The following is an 18,422-nucleotide window of genomic DNA, read 5'->3' on the forward strand; positions in this document are numbered from 1 at the left end:
TCTGCAACTCTTAACGATGTTCGAATGAATACGTATGCGCAAGCTTGAGCCGATGTCCTTTTTCAAACTATAGTTCTTTCATACAGCAAATCGAATATCGAGCTGACGGAAAAACAGAGCAGCTATGTCAAATTGGCAGGCACATGAATGGAATCATTTAGGGCGGAGAAAGACAACGTTGAATATTTGGCGTCACTGACATCCTTGCGGGGTATTGCTGCGGTTCTCGTCATGCTGTTTCACATTGACGTACTCACGTACTATCGAGGCTTAGGTACCTTAGTAGCCCACACTGAGACACAAATCATTACTAAGGGCTATCTCTGGGTAGACTTTTTCTTTGTGTTGAGCGGGTTTGTAATGATGCACTCATCCGGTAATTCGTTTTCGGGTGGAGTGAGTTTGCTCAATATCAGGTCATATCTTGCAAACCGTTTTTGGCGCATCTATCCCCTACACCTGGCGTGTCTGCTCGTGCTTGTACTGTTTGTGATTGCGTTTCCGGTCATTTTTCCGGCTGTTTTGAGTGATGGTAGCTGGGCTACTTATTTCGATTGGTCGGCACTGCTTCACTCGCTTACTCTGCTTAATGCACATGGTCTACACACGTATTTGTCTTGGAATATGGTCTCTTGGTCGATCGGCGCCGAGTGGTGGGCCTATGTGTTGGCGATACCGCTTTACCCGTACTTACGACGCGCCAGCGTTGGTGCTAGTTTAGCAATCATCATACTCGGCTATCTGCTTTTGGTGTTACTGGCCATGAGTGTTGGAGGGAATAGCTTAGACATCACTCATGATTTTGGAGTAGTAAGGTGCCTGATCGGGTTTATGGTGGGTATAGGTTTGCGGTCAGTGTTTTGTCGATTTCGTGAGCATTGGCTCTTGACCTCTGACCTACTACTTTTGGCTAATGTGTTTCTACTTGTCGCGCTTTTACACCTAGGGAGCAACGATTACATTGTTGCGATTTCAATGGGGTGTTTGGTGTTTTTGGGGGCGGCAGGAAAAGGATCTGTCTCAGCGGTCTTACAGCTAAGGCCCCTACAATACTTAGGGGAAATTTCATACTCAATCTACCTGATGCACGGTGTCGTTTTTATGGTCGCTTGGTATGTTCTACCGACTATCGTGGGTGCTGATCCCACTCACGAACTGGGGGCATATCAACATCTCATTATTTGGGGCGTATTTATTGCTACTACGCTTCCGTTAGCATTTTTATCGCATCGCTATGTAGAAGTGCCTTTTAGAAAAGGACTTCGGACTGAATAAATAAATCAATCTAATAATCGCAATCATGAAATCGAAAACCTATGTATTTTCATTGGTGGCTGTTTTGTCACTCCTTCTCGTCAACGTTGTTAATGCCCGAGGTGAAGATTCTCGTGAGCCCATCGATCCCTTTTGGCAAGGGGCAACCGTCTACTTCATGATGACCGACCGTTTTAAAAATGGAAATTCGGCTAATGATCGAGTACTTAACCGAGGTCAAAACGGCGCCGTCATGAGAAATTTTATGGGAGGCGATATTCAAGGCATCACGGATAAAATAAATGACGGGTACTTTTCCGACTTGGGGGTAGATGTATTGTGGATGACGCCTCTCAATGAACAAATTCATGGCTATTGGCAAGACGATTGGGGTGATAGCTACCCATTTCATGGCTATTGGCCCAAGGATTGGACCTCAGTTGACCCAAATTTTGGAACAGAGGAACAAATGCGAGAGATGATCGATGCGGCGCATTCAAAGGGCATTCGCGTTTTGGCCGACATCATACTTAATCACACAGGTCCCAAGACTGAGTTAGACAAAGCATGGCCTGATGCATGGATTCGAACCCGGCCTTTGTGTGATTGGAAAAAACACAATTTTGAAAATACCGTTCGGTGCGCGCTGTCTCCGAGTCTGACTGATATTAGAACAGAGTCAGAACTCCCGGTAACCTTGCCTCCGTTTTTATTGAAAAAATGGGAGAAAGACGGGAGGCTAATGACGGAGCTTGAAGAACTGGAGTCGTTCTTTAAACGGACAAAACTTCCCAAAGCTCCGAAGAACTACCTTATCAAATGGGTGACCGATTGGGTGAGAGATTACGGTATCGACGGGTTCAGGGTCGATACTGCAAAACATATAGAACCGGCCATATGGGCTGTGGTCAAAAAGGAAGCCAGTAGTGCGTTGTCTGAGTGGAGATTAAATCATCCAGACAAGATGATCGACAAAAAGCCATTTTTTATGATGGGTGAAGTGTTTGAGTTTGGTTTAGATGGCTTTAGGTATACCCCAAAGGGCACAAGTCTTTATGATTATGGTGACGTTCAAGTCGACTTTTACGATTACGGCTTTGATTCTCTCATTAATATGAGTTTTGCATCTCATGCTAGTAAGCCGATGCCAGAGCTGTTCCAGCTTTATGCTGATGAGCTGAGAAGCGACGCCTTTATTGGAAAGGGCGTATTAAACTACCTTGTTTCTCATGATGACCCTGAACCCTACGATCGCGAACGCAAGCGCCCCTACGAAGCGGCGTTGAAATTGATGTTGGCTCCCGGGGCCGCTCAAATCTACTATGGTGATGAATTAGCTCGCCCACTGTTCGCTAAGGGTGCGATTGGTGACGCTCATTGGCGAGTGCCAATGAATTGGTCTGATTTAGACGGTTCCAATACTCAAGCTTTGCTGAGACATTGGCAAAAGTTAGGGCAGTTTAGGCAAGCACATCGTTCGATTGCGATTGGACATCATAGAGAGCTTCAAGCCGAGCCTTATATTTTTGCACGACAGCTAAAAGATAAAAACGGTCTCTTAACCGACTCGGTATTGGTTGCTTTAGGGCTAAATTTAGGTGAAAAACAAATTTCGGTATATGGCGTTTATGAAGATGGTTCAGTGTTGAAAGACGGGTACTCCGGACACACCGCGGTGGTAGAAAACGGAAAGATAGCCATCAAAACAGACTACTCATTGTTACTTCTTTCTGAAGTTGACGTGGTTGATAAATCCTAGACTTTAGCGGTTGATAAGCTAACTGATTTTTACTGACACCGACTTGAACGCTGGCGTTTTGCTGCGTGGATCGCGATCGAGACCGATGAGGCAGTTAGCTTCAGGGTAATAAGCCAAAACGTTACCGGGCGCCACGTCAAAAGCATACACCGTCACATTCTGCATTTCACCAACAGCAGAGGTTAGAGTGACGTGGTCGCCGGCTTGTTTACCCAACGCCTCAATATCGCTGGAGTTCATTAATACAGACCATCGCTTTTTTGTGCCTCGATAACTGTCCTCTTCTTCGTAGATAATGGAGTTAAATTGACCTTCGCTGCGAACGCTGGCGAGTTTGTAGGGGTAATCTTGTTCAATAGTGTGACGTGGGGCCTTAGTTACGCAAAACTGCGCTTTGCCAGACTCAGTATGAAATTCGGGGGTGTGTTGTATTCGGTTTCTTACGTGAAACTCTCTCTTGGCGATAGAGATATCTTTTAAGTCCTCCATTCCCGGTATGATGTCAGCAATGGCTGCTCTGACCGTGTCATAGGATTTGAATTTAGTGAAGTCGAGGTTTGCGTCGCCCAACAGCCGATGGGCTATGTCAGCCAGAATGTGAGTCTCTGATCTTGCGTCCGAAACCCGTGATATGCGGCCGTCGCTTAACCTAACAAAGTTAAACATTGATTCCTGAGTTGTGGCATCCGGTTCTTCATCCCGTGCGCAGACCGGCAAGATTAAAACATCACTGTTGTCGCATCCATTAATGTGGCCATAATTGAGTGTTGTTGTGAGATAGCATTTAAAGCCAACTCTATCGAGCGCTTGACCAGCCCACTGGGTATTCGGGGTGGCTTGATACAGATTTCCTCCCATGATCATCGCCGCTTCGATGTTGCCCGCGTGAGCTTCTTCTAAGCAGGCAAGAGTGTCTAACCCAGAATCAGTTCTGGCTTTGGGAAACCTAATGCCGAGAGTCTCTTGCATTCGATCAAAAATTCGATCGGCGAGAATGGGTTTCACACCAATGGTGCCAATGCCTTGTACATTGCTGTGGCCACGAAGGGGCAGCAAGCCCGCGCCTGGTTTGCCTAACATGCCGCCTAATAGAGCCAGATTGGCTATTGCCTCTACGTTTTCTACCCCATTAGTGTGGTGAGTTATTCCCATGCCCCATGCGAATACTGTGTTAGTGGAGTTGCCGTAGGCCTTTGCTAGGTCTTCAATAGTGGCTTTGGGTAAACCGGTTAGTGAGCATATGGTGTCCCACTCTAAGTCACAAATATGCGCTTTATACTCATTAAACCCTTCAGTATAGAGGTCTACAAAATTCTGGTTGGTCGTTTTCTTCTCGATCAACGCTTTGGCGACGCCATCGAGCAATACATGATCTGAGCCAATGTTTAATTGAACATAGTGTGTGGCTATGTCTGATCCTCCGGTCAACAAGGATTTTGCACTTTTAGGAACCGCAAACTTCACCAGACCGGGTTCTTTAGCCGGATTAATGACGATAATGTTACCGCCTCGTTCACGACAGGCTTTGAGTTTGTAGATAAGGCGCGGGTGGTTTGACGCTGGGTTTGCGCCAATTAGAAAGATTGTGTCGCACTTGTCCAGATCTTCTAATTCTACCGTAGCAGTTCCTGTTCCAATGCTATTTCCTAGACCGACTCCAGTCGCTTGGTGGCAATAATACGAACAGTTGTTTACGTTGTTCGTGCCATATAGCCTCGCTAGAAGTTGAAATACGAAGCCAGCTTCATTTGATGATCTTCCAGAACTGTAGAAAAAACTTTTGTCGGCGTCAGTATGTTCCAGTTTTTCAGCAACGTGATCGAGTGCCCATTCCCAGTCGACAATGCGATAAGTGGAAGCCCCTGATGGTTTGTATATGGGCTTACCCAATCGACCGATGTGCTCAAGCTCATGGGGAGTCAGTTCGCGAAAGTCCTCTAATGAATACGTAAATATCTCATCTGGAATCGAAGGTTGGATATCAGTGGATTGAGCCTGAACGCTTTTATTGCATACCGAGGGAAACATTCCTTGCTCGTCAGTCATCCCACCGGATTGGCCTCCCATGCCTAGGCCACATGCCTTACAAGTATTATTGGCTCTAAGCGCCTTAGATGCGTTGCCTATGCCGATACCTTTAAGCGTTTTAAGAGCGTACAAAATCTTCTTAAAACCGCCACCGACTGCATTTTTTGTATCGTTCATGATTTGCTTATCATCCGCTTTTCGAATGGTTCGTATTGTAGGCCCATCTGACTTACGGCTTAGGCCGCTCGGTGTAAAATCATGTCGAAAGACTAAGCTTAGCTGCATCAGTCTGTTTTATTGTGATGACTCATCGCTGAAAATTTTCAGTGACGCGTAGCACTCCCTTAGGTAGAGTACGGGCACACAAATTGGAGGAACTCATGATTTCTAAAGGTGCATTATCACACATAAAGGTATTAGACCTGACAAGAGTGTTGGCCGGACCTTGGGCCGGGCAAACTTTAGCTGACATGGGGGCTGACGTCATTAAGGTTGAGCAACCTGGAAAGGGCGATGATACACGGACTTGGGGACCTCCATTTTTAAAAGATGAGAACGATGAACAAACCAGTGAAAGTGCTTATTTTCTATGTGCTAACCGTGGGAAGCGATCGATATGCCTTGATCTAAGCAGTGATCAAGGTCAATTAGAATTGCGGAGGCTTGTATCAGAATGCGATGTTCTTATTGAAAACTTTAAGGTTGGTCAATTACGGAAATTCAAACTCGATTATGAAACGCTGTCGAGCTTAAATCCACGTCTGGTTTATTGCTCCATTACCGGTTTCGGGCAACACGGGCCTTACGCAAATCGTCCGGGTTATGATTTTATGATCCAGGGAATGAGCGGCTTAATGAGTGTGACTGGCTCTCCCGATGGTGAGCCCCAGAAGGTTGGCGTGGCCGTTACCGACTTGCTCACGGGACTTTATTCCGTTGTTGGTATTCTGGCGGCATTATCTGAACGCGAGAATTCTGGGCTAGGCCAACACGTAGACCTTTCATTGTTCGATGTGTCCGTTGCCGCAATGGCTAACCAAGCATCAAACCACCTGATAGGCGAAGTTACCCCGAAAGCAATGGGCAATGCCCACCCCAATATTGTTCCCTATCAATGTTTTGCTACGTCAGATGGGCATTGTATCGTGGCGGTTGGAAACGACGCCCAATTTGCACGTTTTTGTGAGGCGATCGATTTACCTGAACTTGCGTTGAATACGCATTACAGAACCAACCGTGTTCGCGTAAAAAACAGGAAACAATTAGTCGAGTTAATCTCCAATGTGATGCAATCTAAGACGAGTGAACAATGGCTGTCCTTGTTAAGCGACGCCGACGTTCCTGCAGGGCCTATCAATACGATGGCCGACGTATTTAGGGACCCTCAAGTGATCATGCGCGAAATGAAGATTACGATGGCTCACCCGCACAACCGAAAGATCAACTTAGTGGGCAGTCCGCTTAAGTTTTCTCGAACACCGGTGGTTTACCACAGGGCACCTCCACTGCTAGGCCAACATACGGATGAGGTTATCTCGAAAAACGGTGGGTGGAATTGAGTCAGTCAAACTGCGTCACTCGGGGGCATAAAAATTATTGATCAAAGGCGGATGAAATCAATTCAAAAGATCGTTTTCGGGCCGAGAAATCGAACATGTTGGTGACGATCATCACCTCGTCTACGTTGAATTTTCGAGCCACTTCCACTATTTTTTCCTTTACCTGTGTCGGGGTGCCAACGGCTCTATTTTGAGAACGTTGGGATATAAAAGCGTCTAATTGGGCCGTCATAGGGTATTTCTTGGCTTGCTCAGGGGGTAATAAATCCGCGCTGCCAGTCAAATCTCGTTGTCCTGTGACAAATCGATAAAAGTTAACGTCGAAAGTCAGTTGTTGCAACTTAGCTTCCTCCTCGTTCTCACAACAAAAAACCGACATGGTCACGACCCCGTAGGGCTTCTGCCCGTGGGAGGGTGATTGAAAATAGCGCTTGTAAAGGCTGACTAGTTCATCGTGTGCTTGTGGGTTAATGAAGAGGGCAAGGTTATACGGAAGTCCACGCTCAGCAGCAAGTTGCGCACTGTCAGGGCTGGTTCCTAGCATCCAAATGGGCAAATTTTTTGGAGGCCTTGGGCTTACCAATGGTGTCGCGCTACTATCTTGAAGGAAGGTAGTTAGTTCTGCCACCAGTTCAGGGAAACGTTCAAATTTTGGTTTACCGTCGGTAGCCAGAGCCACCGCCGTACTGATATCAGCGCCTGGCGCTCGCCCTACACCCAGATCAACCCTATCAGGGTAGAGATTTGCTAGCATAGAGAATGTTTCAGCTACTTTGTAAGCGCTGTAATGAGGCAGCATTATGCCTCCTGAGCCAATTCTTATGTGGTCTGTCGCGGCGCCAATTGCGGCGAGCAAAACTTCAGGTGCACTGCCAGCAAGCGTGGCAAACGCATGATGCTCTGAAACCCAAAAACGTTCGTATCCGAGTTTTTCCGACAGCTTTGCCATTTGTATGGTCTCATTTAACGCTTGCGAGGCTGCAGCGGGCGCTCGCGTGAAAGATTGGTCTAGCACGGACAACTTTAGAGTCATGATGGGCCTTTGATTAACGTCAATTAGGTCTGCTATTCAGCTCACACTCGATTAGGGGCCCATTGATCGATTGGGCTCTCAGATCGGGGGGCTGAGGAAGCTATATTGCCCTTAAGAATGAGGTTTTACCTGATAGTTTGCAAGGTGATTAACGGCCGTCTTTTTAGTGCCACCTTAGGCAAATTAAGGGCCAGCATTTTGAAATAGAGTTTGATGAGTTAATCAGAGTTTCTCTTCAGTAAACGGCGGCGTTCTGCATCGTATTCTTCGAAGCTTTGGTTTAACGCTCGCGAGCAGGACTCGCGCTCGGATGATGGCAGTTTTTGACATTGACGGTATTCGGATTGTTGAATTGACTCATACATTGCTTGGTGACTGCAACTCGACATGCTGAGACTGATTATGAGTAATATCTTTGTGTTCACTGAACGTTCCTCCTTAAAGGCTGGTTATACTAGGACTACCTTCAGCAGCCACCATTTTTCTCTAAATAATCCACCAGCAGAATCATTGCATTTCGGTCTGGATGTTTGTGACTGTTTTCATTGATATAGACTATGATTTTTTCAACACTAAATAGTTGTTTTGGAGGCTTGCAGTAAATGCTGTCAAGGTAGTCAGTTTGTTCGTCTAACACCGCTATCGCATCGAGAGCTCCACCAATGTAGGCCTGCAGAATGCCATTTTGATTGCACGGTTGATTGGATGAACCACAGATGGAATGAAACTCTTGTGCTGTTAAAGCAAACGAGCTGTTGTGGAATGCAATGAACAAAATGAGCCCTAAAAGGTACGTGGTCGCTGGAGATTTCATGATTTTCACTCTTGAATAAATTATTGTAAAACGATAATCTATTGCTGTTTTATAATAATGTCAAGGGTAAACCCAATGAGCAAAACTGTTTTAAATGCTATTTCAATCCTTTGCCTTGCGAGCATGATCGGTGGCGTAATACTGATCCTTATTTGCCTATTTAATTTTTCCTGGTTTGAATTAGTCATTCAAGAAAACATTGATGTTCCAATTCAGTGGCATACCGTAGAGCGATGGCAATGGTATTCGTTATGGGGACTAACCACGGCCTTTTTATTGTTCGGCCTTTGCGGAGTCTACTATTTATTTCTCAGCGTTCGAGGCATTTCAGCTGCGGGCCTTTTCGATTTGAAAAATAGCGTCTATTTGAGACGGTTCGCCCTCATAGCGTTGTCTCAAGTCATCCTTAAGCCAATGTGCTTTACGCTTGCCATAATAATATTGTCTTGGAATCACCCCGCAGGCCAAAAAATGTTGGTCATCTCAGTCGGCAGCGAACAGGTTTCAACGTTGATTCTAGGTCTAATTATTTGGGTGATGAGTGACATGCTGGTTGCTGGCAATGAGTTAGATGTCGAAAACAAACACTTTATTTAAAGACGCGTTATGACCATAGAAGTAACCCTTGATTTGATGATTGCCAAGCGAAAGATCAGTGGCAAAGAGCTCGCAGCTAAAGTGGGTATCACTGAGCAAAACCTTTCCTTGTTAAGAACCGGCAAGGTAAAGGGCGTAAGGTTTGCGACACTCAATACAATATGCGAAGTGTTAGACTGTCAGCCAGGCGATATATTGGTGCATACAGCAGCAACCAGCGATTAGACTCATGCGCGCTCAATTAGTTCTTTTGAAAAGAATACGGTTAAGGTTGATCCGTTTTACTATGGGGCTCACTATCACGATCAATTGTTGCTTGAAGCATGGCTTGCAACAGGAGTGCATGGCATCCTTTGGATTCTATTTCTACGACTGACTTCAGTTTGACATGCCTTCTAAATTTACCTGTCCCTTCTAAGACCCTACTAGGGTCCATGAGTGAACTCCCCTGACTTAGCTCTAACGAGGCATGACGTTTGTACCGGTAAATACCCCCTAAAAGACGGCAATGACCGTTGTTGCATAATTCAAATACAATGCCGCCGTACCTTGTTTGAAACGACACGTCCGGATTGATCTCGTAAACCAGTTCAATTATCCGATTGACGATGTCTGAGTCGGAAATGATGTTCACGGGATATGCTCGAGTGTTACGTACGATCTAGGAGGTAACAGGTGAGGCTATTTCTACAAGACAACCATTGATGTCTCTAACGTAGGACACCGTTTGTCCCCAAGGTTTGAGCGTGGGTTTGATTACCGGTTGAGATCCTTGTGCGATAGCGTGGTCATACGCTTCTTGTACATTATCAATTACAAAGCAAATCTCCCAGCCGGCCGCCAACGACGATAGCGTATTTGGCTGTATCGCCAGGCCACCCATTTCCGCGGCTTCGTTTGCTGCAAAGGCTAACGTCGTTTGCCCTGTATTCATTTCCGCGTAGAGCAAACTGTCATGTATGAATTGACGTTTGATGCCAAATGCGGCTTCATAAAACTTAACTGCTTCCACCACATTGGCGACGTATATTATTGTGTATCCGAGTTTCATGGAGCGACTTTACCGCCAATATTTTTCAGTGTCTTGAATAAATCGGACACAACGTTAAAAGAGAGTTGGGATAGACAGATCTGAGGGTAGGTTTGACGGCGTAAAACCACCAAACCGTCTAAAACTGCGCGTTAAATGCGCTTGGTCGGTATAACCGGCTTCGATACTGGCATGGCTAATAGCGTGGCGCTCTTGAACAATAAGCCTCAAACCTCGATGAAATCGCACCAGTTGAGAGTAGGCTTTGGCAGAGAGTCCGTTTGATTGGCGAAACAATCGATTCAGATGACGAGCTGAGCATCCTACATGAGTAGCTAGGTCATCGATGTTCATGCGCCCTCCGCCTAAGTGAATAAGATCCACCGCGGCGTCTAACATTGGCTGATTAGTTGAAACAACGTTAACTGAGAATATAGGTTCTAACACTCGCTTAAAGTCGCTGTAGTTGAGTCCTACGCGATTCAGTTGGAAGAGCTCAGGAACCAGTTTAATCGCGTCCTGTTCTCTGAGAACGCTGTTTTCCGACATTAGAATCCTCTTCTTCCATAAAAGCGCGCCCCTAGTTGGTCGTAAGCGCATACCCAACCAAGTATCTCCGGTGCTAAAACTCACCGTGTAAGGTATGGTGCTTGGGCCTGTAACAATCGGTGTTGGAGGTTTTGAATGATGTTCATTAAACCGCAAAATAATATCGCACCTGCCATCAGGCAATATCAACGAATCCCCTGAACCTTTGGCTACGTGGGTCCAATAAGCTTCGACATTTCTATCGGACTTTGGGGTGATGAGATTCTCAGTGTAACCTAATGGAATAGGCATGAAGTCATTCTTCTTAGGTTGCTGTTAACTTGAACTCAATGATTTTGGATCATGCGTATTGGGCTTTACGTGAGTAGCGTATTTATGAAAGGTCACACTATTATGGCAGAGAGCAACGCCGATACTAATGTGACCTTACCAGTCTATCACGGTAAATTTAACTAGTTGTTTTCCAAAACGTACGCTTCTTCGATTGGTGATGTCGGTTGGAGATAGTCTTCTTGCAATTGAATAAGTCGGTTCATCGACTCGATCAACGCCTTTTCAACGTCGTTTGCGGTTAGGTTCCAAGATGAAGGTATTCGATCCGGAACTAATATTGGTTTTGAATTTTCCCAAGTTACTAGATTATTTCGCTCGCTAGGATCGTTATCGTTGCTGTAAAACTCCCATTGATCGGCTTCGTTTCCTTCTGGATCCCAGTAGCGTGCCAGTTTCCACGTTGTGTCATTCAACGTCTGGTCGGTGTCATCAATTAGTTTGAGTTTAACGCACCGTATGTGATTGGGCTGAACAACTGGGCCAGGATGTAATCTAGGATTTATTTCACGATATTGATCGACCATTTCTAGAAACTTGATATACGGACGTGAGGGCGCTTGGCCCTTTAAGTGCTCAGTTATTGTATCGTCGGTGATGAACAAAATTTCGCTTCTAGGTTTTCCTGTGTTTGGAGAGCAAATCGTGTTAGTTGGGTCTTTTAGGGTAGGAACCAAATTAACGCCGGGTAGCGGAATGTATGTTTGATCGTAGTTTTGCTTAATATCTATTCCTAATTTATGTCGATCTTCATCACTGCCGTAGTTAGTGAAGCCGAGTAGAGTTGGCAGTATATCTATATGGCTGGTCAATTGATCGATTGACTTCATTTGCTTATCAGAGTTGAGGCTTGGATTGGAGAATACGACTGGAACTCTCAAAATTTGGTCGTACGCTGTGTGCCACTTTTCGATCATACCGCCTTGTACTCCGCCGTATTCACCATGATCGGATAAAAACACCACAACGGTATCCTCCGCTAGCCCTGATTCATCCAAAGTCTCGAGAACTTGATTGATTTGCGCGTCGGCCAAAGAATGTAAATAGGCGTAGAATTGTCCATAGGCTTGAAACCATTCAGCCGTTTTTTCAGGGTCACCTTGATCTGAGTAGGTTTGAAAGGGTAAGGTTTGCCATTCTTGTATGGCTTCTGGACGCCTGGATTTTAGGGCTAATCCCATTTTGTAGCTGTAATCAAATTGGCAGTCAGGTTTGTCGGTTAATTGATCAGTCAGGCTGCTAGGATTACTGAACAGGGCTTCTTCGGTTCCAAATCCAGTAGGGTTTAATGGAATGGTCGATTTGCCGCCGGGCAACGCGTTAGAACGAGAATGCATCTCGGGTATGGGTTTTGGCGTATCTGGGGTATCGAAGTCGCTATTTTTCGGGATAGTTTGAACGCCAAAGTTTTTTCTGAGCTTTTCTCCATTGGGTGTTTTATCGCCATCTAAGCTCTCTGGCATCCACCAGCTGATGGGGTAGGCTGAAGCAATATCATGCGGATTTACGATAGAAACAGCCGCAAACCATGGCTTTGGTTCATTTGGTGTGTCTTCATAGTTCATTCCTTTACGTTTGATAAAAGAACTTGCCATGTCAGCGTAGCCAGGATCACGAAATACGCCTAGCTGGTTAAGTTGACCTCCTTGAGCATCGGGTGATGACAGCTTCCAATCTGAGAAGCCCCATGAATTGATGTCTCCTTTTTGTGGCCCTTCAACATCCGCGTAGGATAGGTCCCATTTCCCAAAGTAATGCGTGGTGTAGCCGGCCGCACGGAACCAGTCTCCGGTGGTTGGTACTCCTCTTGGGTCGAGCCACGGAAAATCTGGGTCACTTCCATATTTAAAAAGGCTGTCTGTTTCCATGACTCGCGTCCTTGTGCCGTACTGTCCAGTGTAGATGGTGGTTCTACTCGGAACACACGCCGACGCTGCAATATGATGGTTTTGCAAGGATACGGCGTTTTTTCGGAGTCGCATAAAGCCCGGAAATGTGTCGATATAGGGGTTATCCGAACTCAACTCAGAGAAGCTGAATATCTCTTTCAATGGCTTTATCATGCCCGCGTTTTCTTCACTGAAGTCGGGGTAGCGCATCTGGTCGACGGTAATGAATAGTACGTTGGGTTGATTTCCTGTTTTCTTGCTACTTGTGTCGGTCATGTTTTCTTCCTTGTTGAAGTGGTTAGCGTCTAATGCAATGCAGCGTACCGAGCAGCATCACTACAAGGTATTACGCGGTCTTACAACGATCTCAGAACCAATATGATAAAAACGATAAAAATGCTATTTTAGAATTGACATTGCGCTATAAATGATAATAATGATAAATATGAAACAGGGGAAGGCATTTAAAGAGGGCATTTGGCAATGACAGATTTAGAGATAGTGGTGGGGTTAGCGACGTTATCAGCGACAGTTTACGGCGTAATATTGTCACGAAATCCGATGACGATAGGAATCTTCGGGACGCCAAATCGCCATATTCTTTCGACGATCCTTTACTCAGTCACGTCTTGGAGGCAAAAAAATAATGGGGGGTCTACACTGGTATTAGATCGATACTTTAGTACCAATAAAGCGTTTGAAGTGAGGCATGTATTCCTGATCGACCGAGAGTCTGGGATCCAGATTGAACAGGTGACGGCTAATGACGTTGTGGTGTTAAACGGTGATGCAATAAGCGCTATGTTCTCAGTGATTCAGAGTTTTGTTCAAGATGCTTTCTCAAGAGACAGTTCATCGCGCCTTACAGATCTGACGGTCGGGGACTTCTCAATTTGTGTCGCCCATGGTTCAAAGTTAATGTTGGTTTGTGTGGTGGAAGGCGAAATGCCCAAGCAGATGAAGAGCGAGTTAGATTTGACGCTTCGAGTAATTGAATCTCAAATTAATGGCATGGAGGCACAAGACGGCTTCGCCAGTGCCACCCAAGGCAAAGTTGTTTCTCATACAATGAAATCATTGATAAACGACTTCTAGAAATTGATGCCAAGCACTAACACTGCAGCATCTAAAGTGGCTGGCTATCGGAGCAATCCTGACGTTGATAACGATTAGTCATGACGAGATAGGTCGCACAAGGGGCCAAGCTAAACATGAATCAGAAAGCGCAAACACGATATCCTTAATTGAACGAGCTAAGTAAAGACATCGTGTCAGTGACAGCCACTGGGTATCCAGCGCCTTTAAACTAACCACATTTATACTACTGTTTTTTCAATCTCACTAACCAGATCGGAAAATTGAACCGTACCAAGTAATACTGAATAGGCCGTTGTGTGCTGATACGCGGCTTGTTTTAAAAAGTTAATAAAGTTATCGAACCCACTCCATTCATCTTTAAGTAGGTTTTCGCCTTTCTCTTTTAATTCTGACCAAAGGCTTGTTTTTTTGTGGACGCTCACCGTTACGTCCTGTTGTTTATTGAGGTGTTTGATCCATTCGTCGACAACATTCTTTATTAGCTCCTTTAAGGCGGAAGGTAAGCCCAAGCGATCTATTATGCCATTTGCAATCAGGGTCTCCAATATTTCACGCAGTTCTTGAATATTGATTTCTGCCGACGTGTTAATTGACCCAGGTAGGCCTTCTGCGGTTGGGCAAATTTGCTGCATGTTTCCTGCCAACTTTGAGTTAATCTCCGCCAACTCAACCAGTTTTTCTATCAACAGATTTTCAGGAATCTCTGGCGTATAAAGTGTAGGAATCTCGGCAAGCATCGACAGTTGCCACGCATGAGGTACGATGTCGATCTTGTTCCAAAGCCTGGTTGTTTTTGTGGCTAGATTATCATCGTAGTAGTTTCGCCAGGCTTCGTCACCCGGAGTAGGGCCCGCGGATGGTTGAACGCTTATTTCAGCGGTTCCTTTAGGGTCCCAACCGGATTCAACCCCTTGGCTATCCAGTAGCGCTAAAGCAACTGCCGGCGATAAAGCGCCACCTAGGCTGTGTCCGGTGACTGTGATTGATATTGGATCAGAGGATTTTTCCACTTGATGTTGTAGGTAATTGCTCAGGCTCTGACCCTCATCGGTTAAAGTGTTCATAAGAACTTTAAGGCCAGTGTTGGTACCGCTGGATATGCTTCCAGCCGGCTTACCTGGTTTGCTATATGGCCAAGGAACGGTCGGCAACAGTTTTGCGTCTTCGATAATCCATCCATAAGCCGAAATGGGGTTTGTCCCTGAAATGGCCACAACAAATTCTGTCGGCGAAGTCTTGTTTTGCGCCACATACATTGCGTTATCAGCGACGGTGGAGTGCGATGCTTGGAATACTTGAGTACCCCATACCAACTCCCATTGCCCAATGAGCTTTTCGACTTCGGCATTAGCGAAGACTTGTTTGATTACGTTTTGAGCATAAGACTGCAATTGCTCTACGGTTCCATGCCTCCCAGAAGGGGCGTTGGCTATCGAGTTAAGTGCAAAGATTATTTGTTGTTGCGTATATTGCGGGGTCATTTTGCGTCCTCTGATTGGTTGGTTGTGTCTTTTCCTTTAACCGCTTCATTATTCTGTATGACCGTAGGTGGGATGTATTACAAGCCATTACAGAGTGCTCAGATCTCCAGTTCTAATTGTTTTACTAATAGGAAAACCAAGGTGCTGAAGAGCCTTACTTAGGCCGTGTAACTTTCGAAAAAGCCAAAATCAGACTAAATTGGTTTTTACGTGTCCTGATATTTTCCAATTCTCTGTTTACCTACAGTAGAGGTCATGACAAGGGCTTTCTGGCCCCACGACGGGTCAAATCTTCCGTCGATTTGATTGGGTTGCGGCTGGCTGAATTGTCATCGAAATGGCAATTAAAATTCACTAAAAGGGAAAATAGACAATATGAAAATCTCAATATACAAAACGGCGATCATGTCTTTGATGATTATCTTTACTCAAACATCAAATGCTGAGGGACTGTGCGAAGATGGCGCGGACATTATCATTAACAACTTCGAACCGTATGAGTCCGCTTTACCGAACTCGGAAATAGTAAAATTGGAGAGACTTGCTACGCGTGTAAAGCAACTAAAGAAGAAGGGGAAACAGTTTTCATCGATCAGAATAGTAGGGCATGCTGCGAAATACGGTAATAGTGATTTTCAGTCTACTTCTCTGAATCGCGCAAAAGTAGTATTGAACGAACTCGAAAGTTCGTTTCAAAATAAATCAATTGATCCCTCCAAATTTCGTATCTCAACAAAAGGCGTTAGCATTAATTGCCCTGTAGCCACCAACGCAACGACAGCTGGGAGAGAGAAAAATCGAAGAGTAGAGATCTTTTTGGGACAAATTAAGAAGAAAGGAAAAAGCAAAAAGGGAAAAAGCAAAAAAGAAGCTAACGGCTCAGCAAATAAAATGACCAAGCTTGATTCTTTGTTGAACCATGTGGTGAAAACGAGTGACAGTCAAGCCACCGTCTGTATGGCAAAAAAGCTCAAAAATAAGGACGTTGATTCAAAGTACTTTACTGTCCAAGGGATCAATGAGGCCCTGAACGAACCGATGAACAAAAAGACGTTCTACAATTTTAGGAAGTATAAATCCGATCTATCGGGATTGGCAAAAAGCGCCCGCACTCGTTTTTCTAAAGTTCCAACTAAGGAGTCAAACAAAACACGGTTTGCAAAATTCATGGAACGGCGTCGCAGTGAACTCCTGCGCACTATCAGTTTAGTGGGGTCATCCGCGGATTGTTACGACAAGAGAGTCGTTGCGATTCGATCGGATATGTTAAGGCTTTCTAAGGGGCGTGATAGTTTTTATAGCTGCAAAGTAGTTCGGGAGGAAGTGAACCGGATGTTGGATTCCTTAGGTGGCAACCCGCGGGGATGTTCTAAATTTTAAACAGTACGACGTCTGTCCTCTAGAATTATTTGGCGGACTTTGATGACACTGTGGTCGATACTACAGTGTCATTTAGTCTTTGTATTTAAGCTCAAGTGTGTGTTGTGCGTGGGCTAAGTTCTTGAGGTCTTTGGCTTCTAACATTTCACACTGGTCTTTAATCATGTCTGAAACGTGCACCGGATAGACACGGCAATCTTCAGGGCGGTCAAAGTAGATGGCGCACGTGTAGTGATTTCGTGAAGGGTCTTTTTGTAACCATGGGCAATGATCGAGTGTCTTGCCTGAGGCAGGGTCTACCCATATCTTGCCTTCACTGACATAGTTAAAAACTTCTGGTCGATCTACTTCCCACAATTCAATGTCAGCTTTCGATGCCGACAAATCACCGCCACCGTATTTTGTGCAGCACTTGCCACAAGAGTTGCATTCTTTCATAACGGCCAATCATACCTATTGTTGATGTGCTCCTGTTACATAAAATTGTCTTATTGGTCCTATAACTTGGCCAACCGCTTTGGTCGCATTGATAGGCTTCTACGGATTAGCGCCGCTAATATTAGGGAAAGAACCGCTCGGCTTCAGTGTACTTTGGGTTGGAATAGAATGTGATACTGTGCCGAAAATGATGATTTAGTAGTCCTTAGTTTGTTTCAGGTTAATCGGATTTGGGACGAGTTGATTTTTAGTATTATCTTCTGAGACCAATGACACACAGTAACTCTTTTGGACACTTTTTGCGCATTTGGCGGACTCAAAATCATTTCTCTCAAATGCATTTAGCAGATCTTGCTGACACCACATCTCGGTATATTTCGTATCTCGAAAACGGAAAATCTCGGCCTGGAAGGGAAATTGTACTTAGGCTGGCCGCAGCGTTAAACCTGACACAAGTTAATGTAAATCGATTGTTAGAATCAGCTGGGTTTCCACCTCAGCGAATTAGCAGCAGACAATTAAGTGTCAGCGACTCTAATAATGAGCAATTTAATGAGTCCATTCAACGAATTTTGGCAAGTCATGCACCTTATCCTGCCTGTGCTTCGGACACGTCAAGTCGGATTTTATTCGCAAATACTGCGTTTGAAACTCTGCTGCCGGGCCTGACTAATCGAACAGAGGAGCAATCAATAGATGACTTTTTTGGACCCAATGGAATGAGGACCGTCGTTGAAAATTGGGCCGAAATAGCATGGTATTTCATAGACAGGCGAAATATAGATCTAGCAACCAGTGGAGATCCGAGGGTTAAAGCCATGGCCGAACGAGCCATGAGTTATATGAAAGGAATTCCCAGGCCTGAAGCCCGCACTGCTAAGAAACACAGCCCTATGGCGTATTACCCGGTTTTCTTAGTAGGAGGAACCAGAGTCTCAATGTATGCGACAGTTTTGAGAAACGAAGTGATACACCACAGCGACTTAGAAGAAATTCGGTTGACGTTCTTTCATCCTAATGATGAAGACGCGAAATCATATTTCCACAAAATGGATCGATTCGAAGCGCCAGTAAAAGTGATCGGCGAATAGCAATGACGTCAGTTTGGCCCTCAACCAACTTTGATTTCTATGGTTATTTTTAATGTGATTGCCAGGTTAGATTCGTACGCTCTCTTCTTGGT

The 18,422-nt window shown here is 45.1% G+C and carries 17 protein-coding genes; 8 read left to right on the forward strand and 9 right to left on the reverse strand.

Going from position 1 to position 18,422, the window contains the following annotated elements; all coding sequences use genetic code 11:
- Positions 1-147 precede the first annotated feature (147 nt).
- Positions 148-1,275 carry an acyltransferase family protein gene (locus tag ABWW54_RS10710; RefSeq protein ID WP_353412246.1) on the forward strand — a complete coding sequence of 376 codons (1,128 nt, stop codon included), beginning with the start codon at positions 148-150 and terminating at the stop codon, positions 1,273-1,275.
- Between the two features lie 25 nt (positions 1,276-1,300).
- On the forward strand, positions 1,301-3,013 hold the full coding sequence (locus ABWW54_RS10715; RefSeq protein WP_353412247.1) for an alpha-amylase family glycosyl hydrolase: 1,713 nt from the start codon (positions 1,301-1,303) through the stop codon (positions 3,011-3,013).
- Between the two features lie 18 nt (positions 3,014-3,031).
- Here the strand turns inward: ABWW54_RS10715 and ABWW54_RS10720 are convergent, their stop codons facing one another.
- Entirely contained in the window at positions 3,032-5,218 is a 2,187-nt protein-coding gene (locus ABWW54_RS10720) for an FdhF/YdeP family oxidoreductase (protein ID WP_353412248.1), read from the reverse strand.
- A 203-nt stretch (positions 5,219-5,421) separates the two neighbouring features.
- On the opposite strand from ABWW54_RS10720, the gene ABWW54_RS10725 reads away from it, so the two are divergent.
- Positions 5,422-6,600, forward strand: a complete 1,179-nt coding sequence (locus ABWW54_RS10725; RefSeq protein WP_353412249.1) for a CaiB/BaiF CoA transferase family protein — start codon at positions 5,422-5,424, stop codon at positions 6,598-6,600.
- Between the two features lie 34 nt (positions 6,601-6,634).
- Here ABWW54_RS10725 and ABWW54_RS10730 read toward each other — a convergent pair whose 3' ends face one another.
- Positions 6,635-7,633, reverse strand: a complete 999-nt coding sequence (locus tag ABWW54_RS10730) for an LLM class flavin-dependent oxidoreductase (protein ID WP_353412250.1) — start codon at positions 7,631-7,633, stop codon at positions 6,635-6,637.
- Between the two features lie 466 nt (positions 7,634-8,099).
- Positions 8,100-8,447 carry a hypothetical protein gene (locus ABWW54_RS10735; RefSeq protein ID WP_353412251.1) on the reverse strand — a complete coding sequence of 116 codons (348 nt, stop codon included), beginning with the start codon at positions 8,445-8,447 and terminating at the stop codon, positions 8,100-8,102.
- Positions 8,448-8,522: 75 nt separating this feature from the next.
- On the opposite strand from ABWW54_RS10735, the gene ABWW54_RS10740 reads away from it, so the two are divergent.
- A complete protein-coding gene (locus ABWW54_RS10740; protein WP_353412252.1) occupies positions 8,523-9,044 on the forward strand; it encodes a hypothetical protein in 522 nt (173 codons plus the stop codon).
- A 9-nt stretch (positions 9,045-9,053) separates the two neighbouring features.
- Positions 9,054-9,269, forward strand: a complete 216-nt coding sequence (locus ABWW54_RS10745; RefSeq protein WP_353412253.1) for a helix-turn-helix domain-containing protein — start codon at positions 9,054-9,056, stop codon at positions 9,267-9,269.
- A 40-nt stretch (positions 9,270-9,309) separates the two neighbouring features.
- Here the strand turns inward: ABWW54_RS10745 and ABWW54_RS10750 are convergent, their stop codons facing one another.
- From ABWW54_RS10750 to ABWW54_RS10765, 4 genes are all read right to left on the reverse strand, one after another.
- Positions 9,310-9,678 (reverse strand): DUF1801 domain-containing protein, encoded by a 369-nt coding sequence (locus tag ABWW54_RS10750; protein WP_353412254.1) that lies wholly within the window; start codon positions 9,676-9,678, stop codon positions 9,310-9,312.
- A gap of 27 nt (positions 9,679-9,705) precedes the next feature.
- Positions 9,706-10,095, reverse strand: coding sequence for a VOC family protein (locus ABWW54_RS10755; protein ID WP_353412255.1), 390 nt, complete (start codon positions 10,093-10,095; stop codon positions 9,706-9,708).
- 54 nt (positions 10,096-10,149) lie between these two features.
- Entirely contained in the window at positions 10,150-10,914 is a 765-nt protein-coding gene (locus ABWW54_RS10760) for a helix-turn-helix domain-containing protein (RefSeq protein ID WP_353412256.1), read from the reverse strand.
- 161 nt (positions 10,915-11,075) lie between these two features.
- Positions 11,076-13,118 (reverse strand): sulfatase-like hydrolase/transferase, encoded by a 2,043-nt coding sequence (locus ABWW54_RS10765; RefSeq protein ID WP_353412257.1) that lies wholly within the window; start codon positions 13,116-13,118, stop codon positions 11,076-11,078.
- A 207-nt stretch (positions 13,119-13,325) separates the two neighbouring features.
- On the opposite strand from ABWW54_RS10765, the gene ABWW54_RS10770 reads away from it, so the two are divergent.
- A complete protein-coding gene (locus tag ABWW54_RS10770) occupies positions 13,326-13,937 on the forward strand; it encodes a hypothetical protein (protein WP_353412258.1) in 612 nt (203 codons plus the stop codon).
- 221 nt (positions 13,938-14,158) lie between these two features.
- Here the strand turns inward: ABWW54_RS10770 and ABWW54_RS10775 are convergent, their stop codons facing one another.
- Positions 14,159-15,421 (reverse strand): lipase family protein, encoded by a 1,263-nt coding sequence (locus ABWW54_RS10775; RefSeq protein WP_353412259.1) that lies wholly within the window; start codon positions 15,419-15,421, stop codon positions 14,159-14,161.
- A 375-nt stretch (positions 15,422-15,796) separates the two neighbouring features.
- Between ABWW54_RS10775 and ABWW54_RS10780 the strand changes: the two genes are divergently transcribed.
- Positions 15,797-16,801 (forward strand): OmpA family protein, encoded by a 1,005-nt coding sequence (locus ABWW54_RS10780; RefSeq protein WP_353412260.1) that lies wholly within the window; start codon positions 15,797-15,799, stop codon positions 16,799-16,801.
- 72 nt (positions 16,802-16,873) lie between these two features.
- Here ABWW54_RS10780 and ABWW54_RS10785 read toward each other — a convergent pair whose 3' ends face one another.
- Positions 16,874-17,239, reverse strand: a complete 366-nt coding sequence (locus tag ABWW54_RS10785; protein ID WP_353412261.1) for a YkgJ family cysteine cluster protein — start codon at positions 17,237-17,239, stop codon at positions 16,874-16,876.
- 269 nt (positions 17,240-17,508) lie between these two features.
- Between ABWW54_RS10785 and ABWW54_RS10790 the strand changes: the two genes are divergently transcribed.
- Positions 17,509-18,330 carry a helix-turn-helix domain-containing protein gene (locus tag ABWW54_RS10790; protein WP_353412262.1) on the forward strand — a complete coding sequence of 274 codons (822 nt, stop codon included), beginning with the start codon at positions 17,509-17,511 and terminating at the stop codon, positions 18,328-18,330.
- The last annotated feature ends 92 nt before the right edge of the window (positions 18,331-18,422 follow it).

This window comes from Arenicella sp. 4NH20-0111 (assembly GCF_040366405.1).
Taxonomy (GTDB): Bacteria; Pseudomonadota; Gammaproteobacteria; order Arenicellales; family Arenicellaceae; genus Arenicella.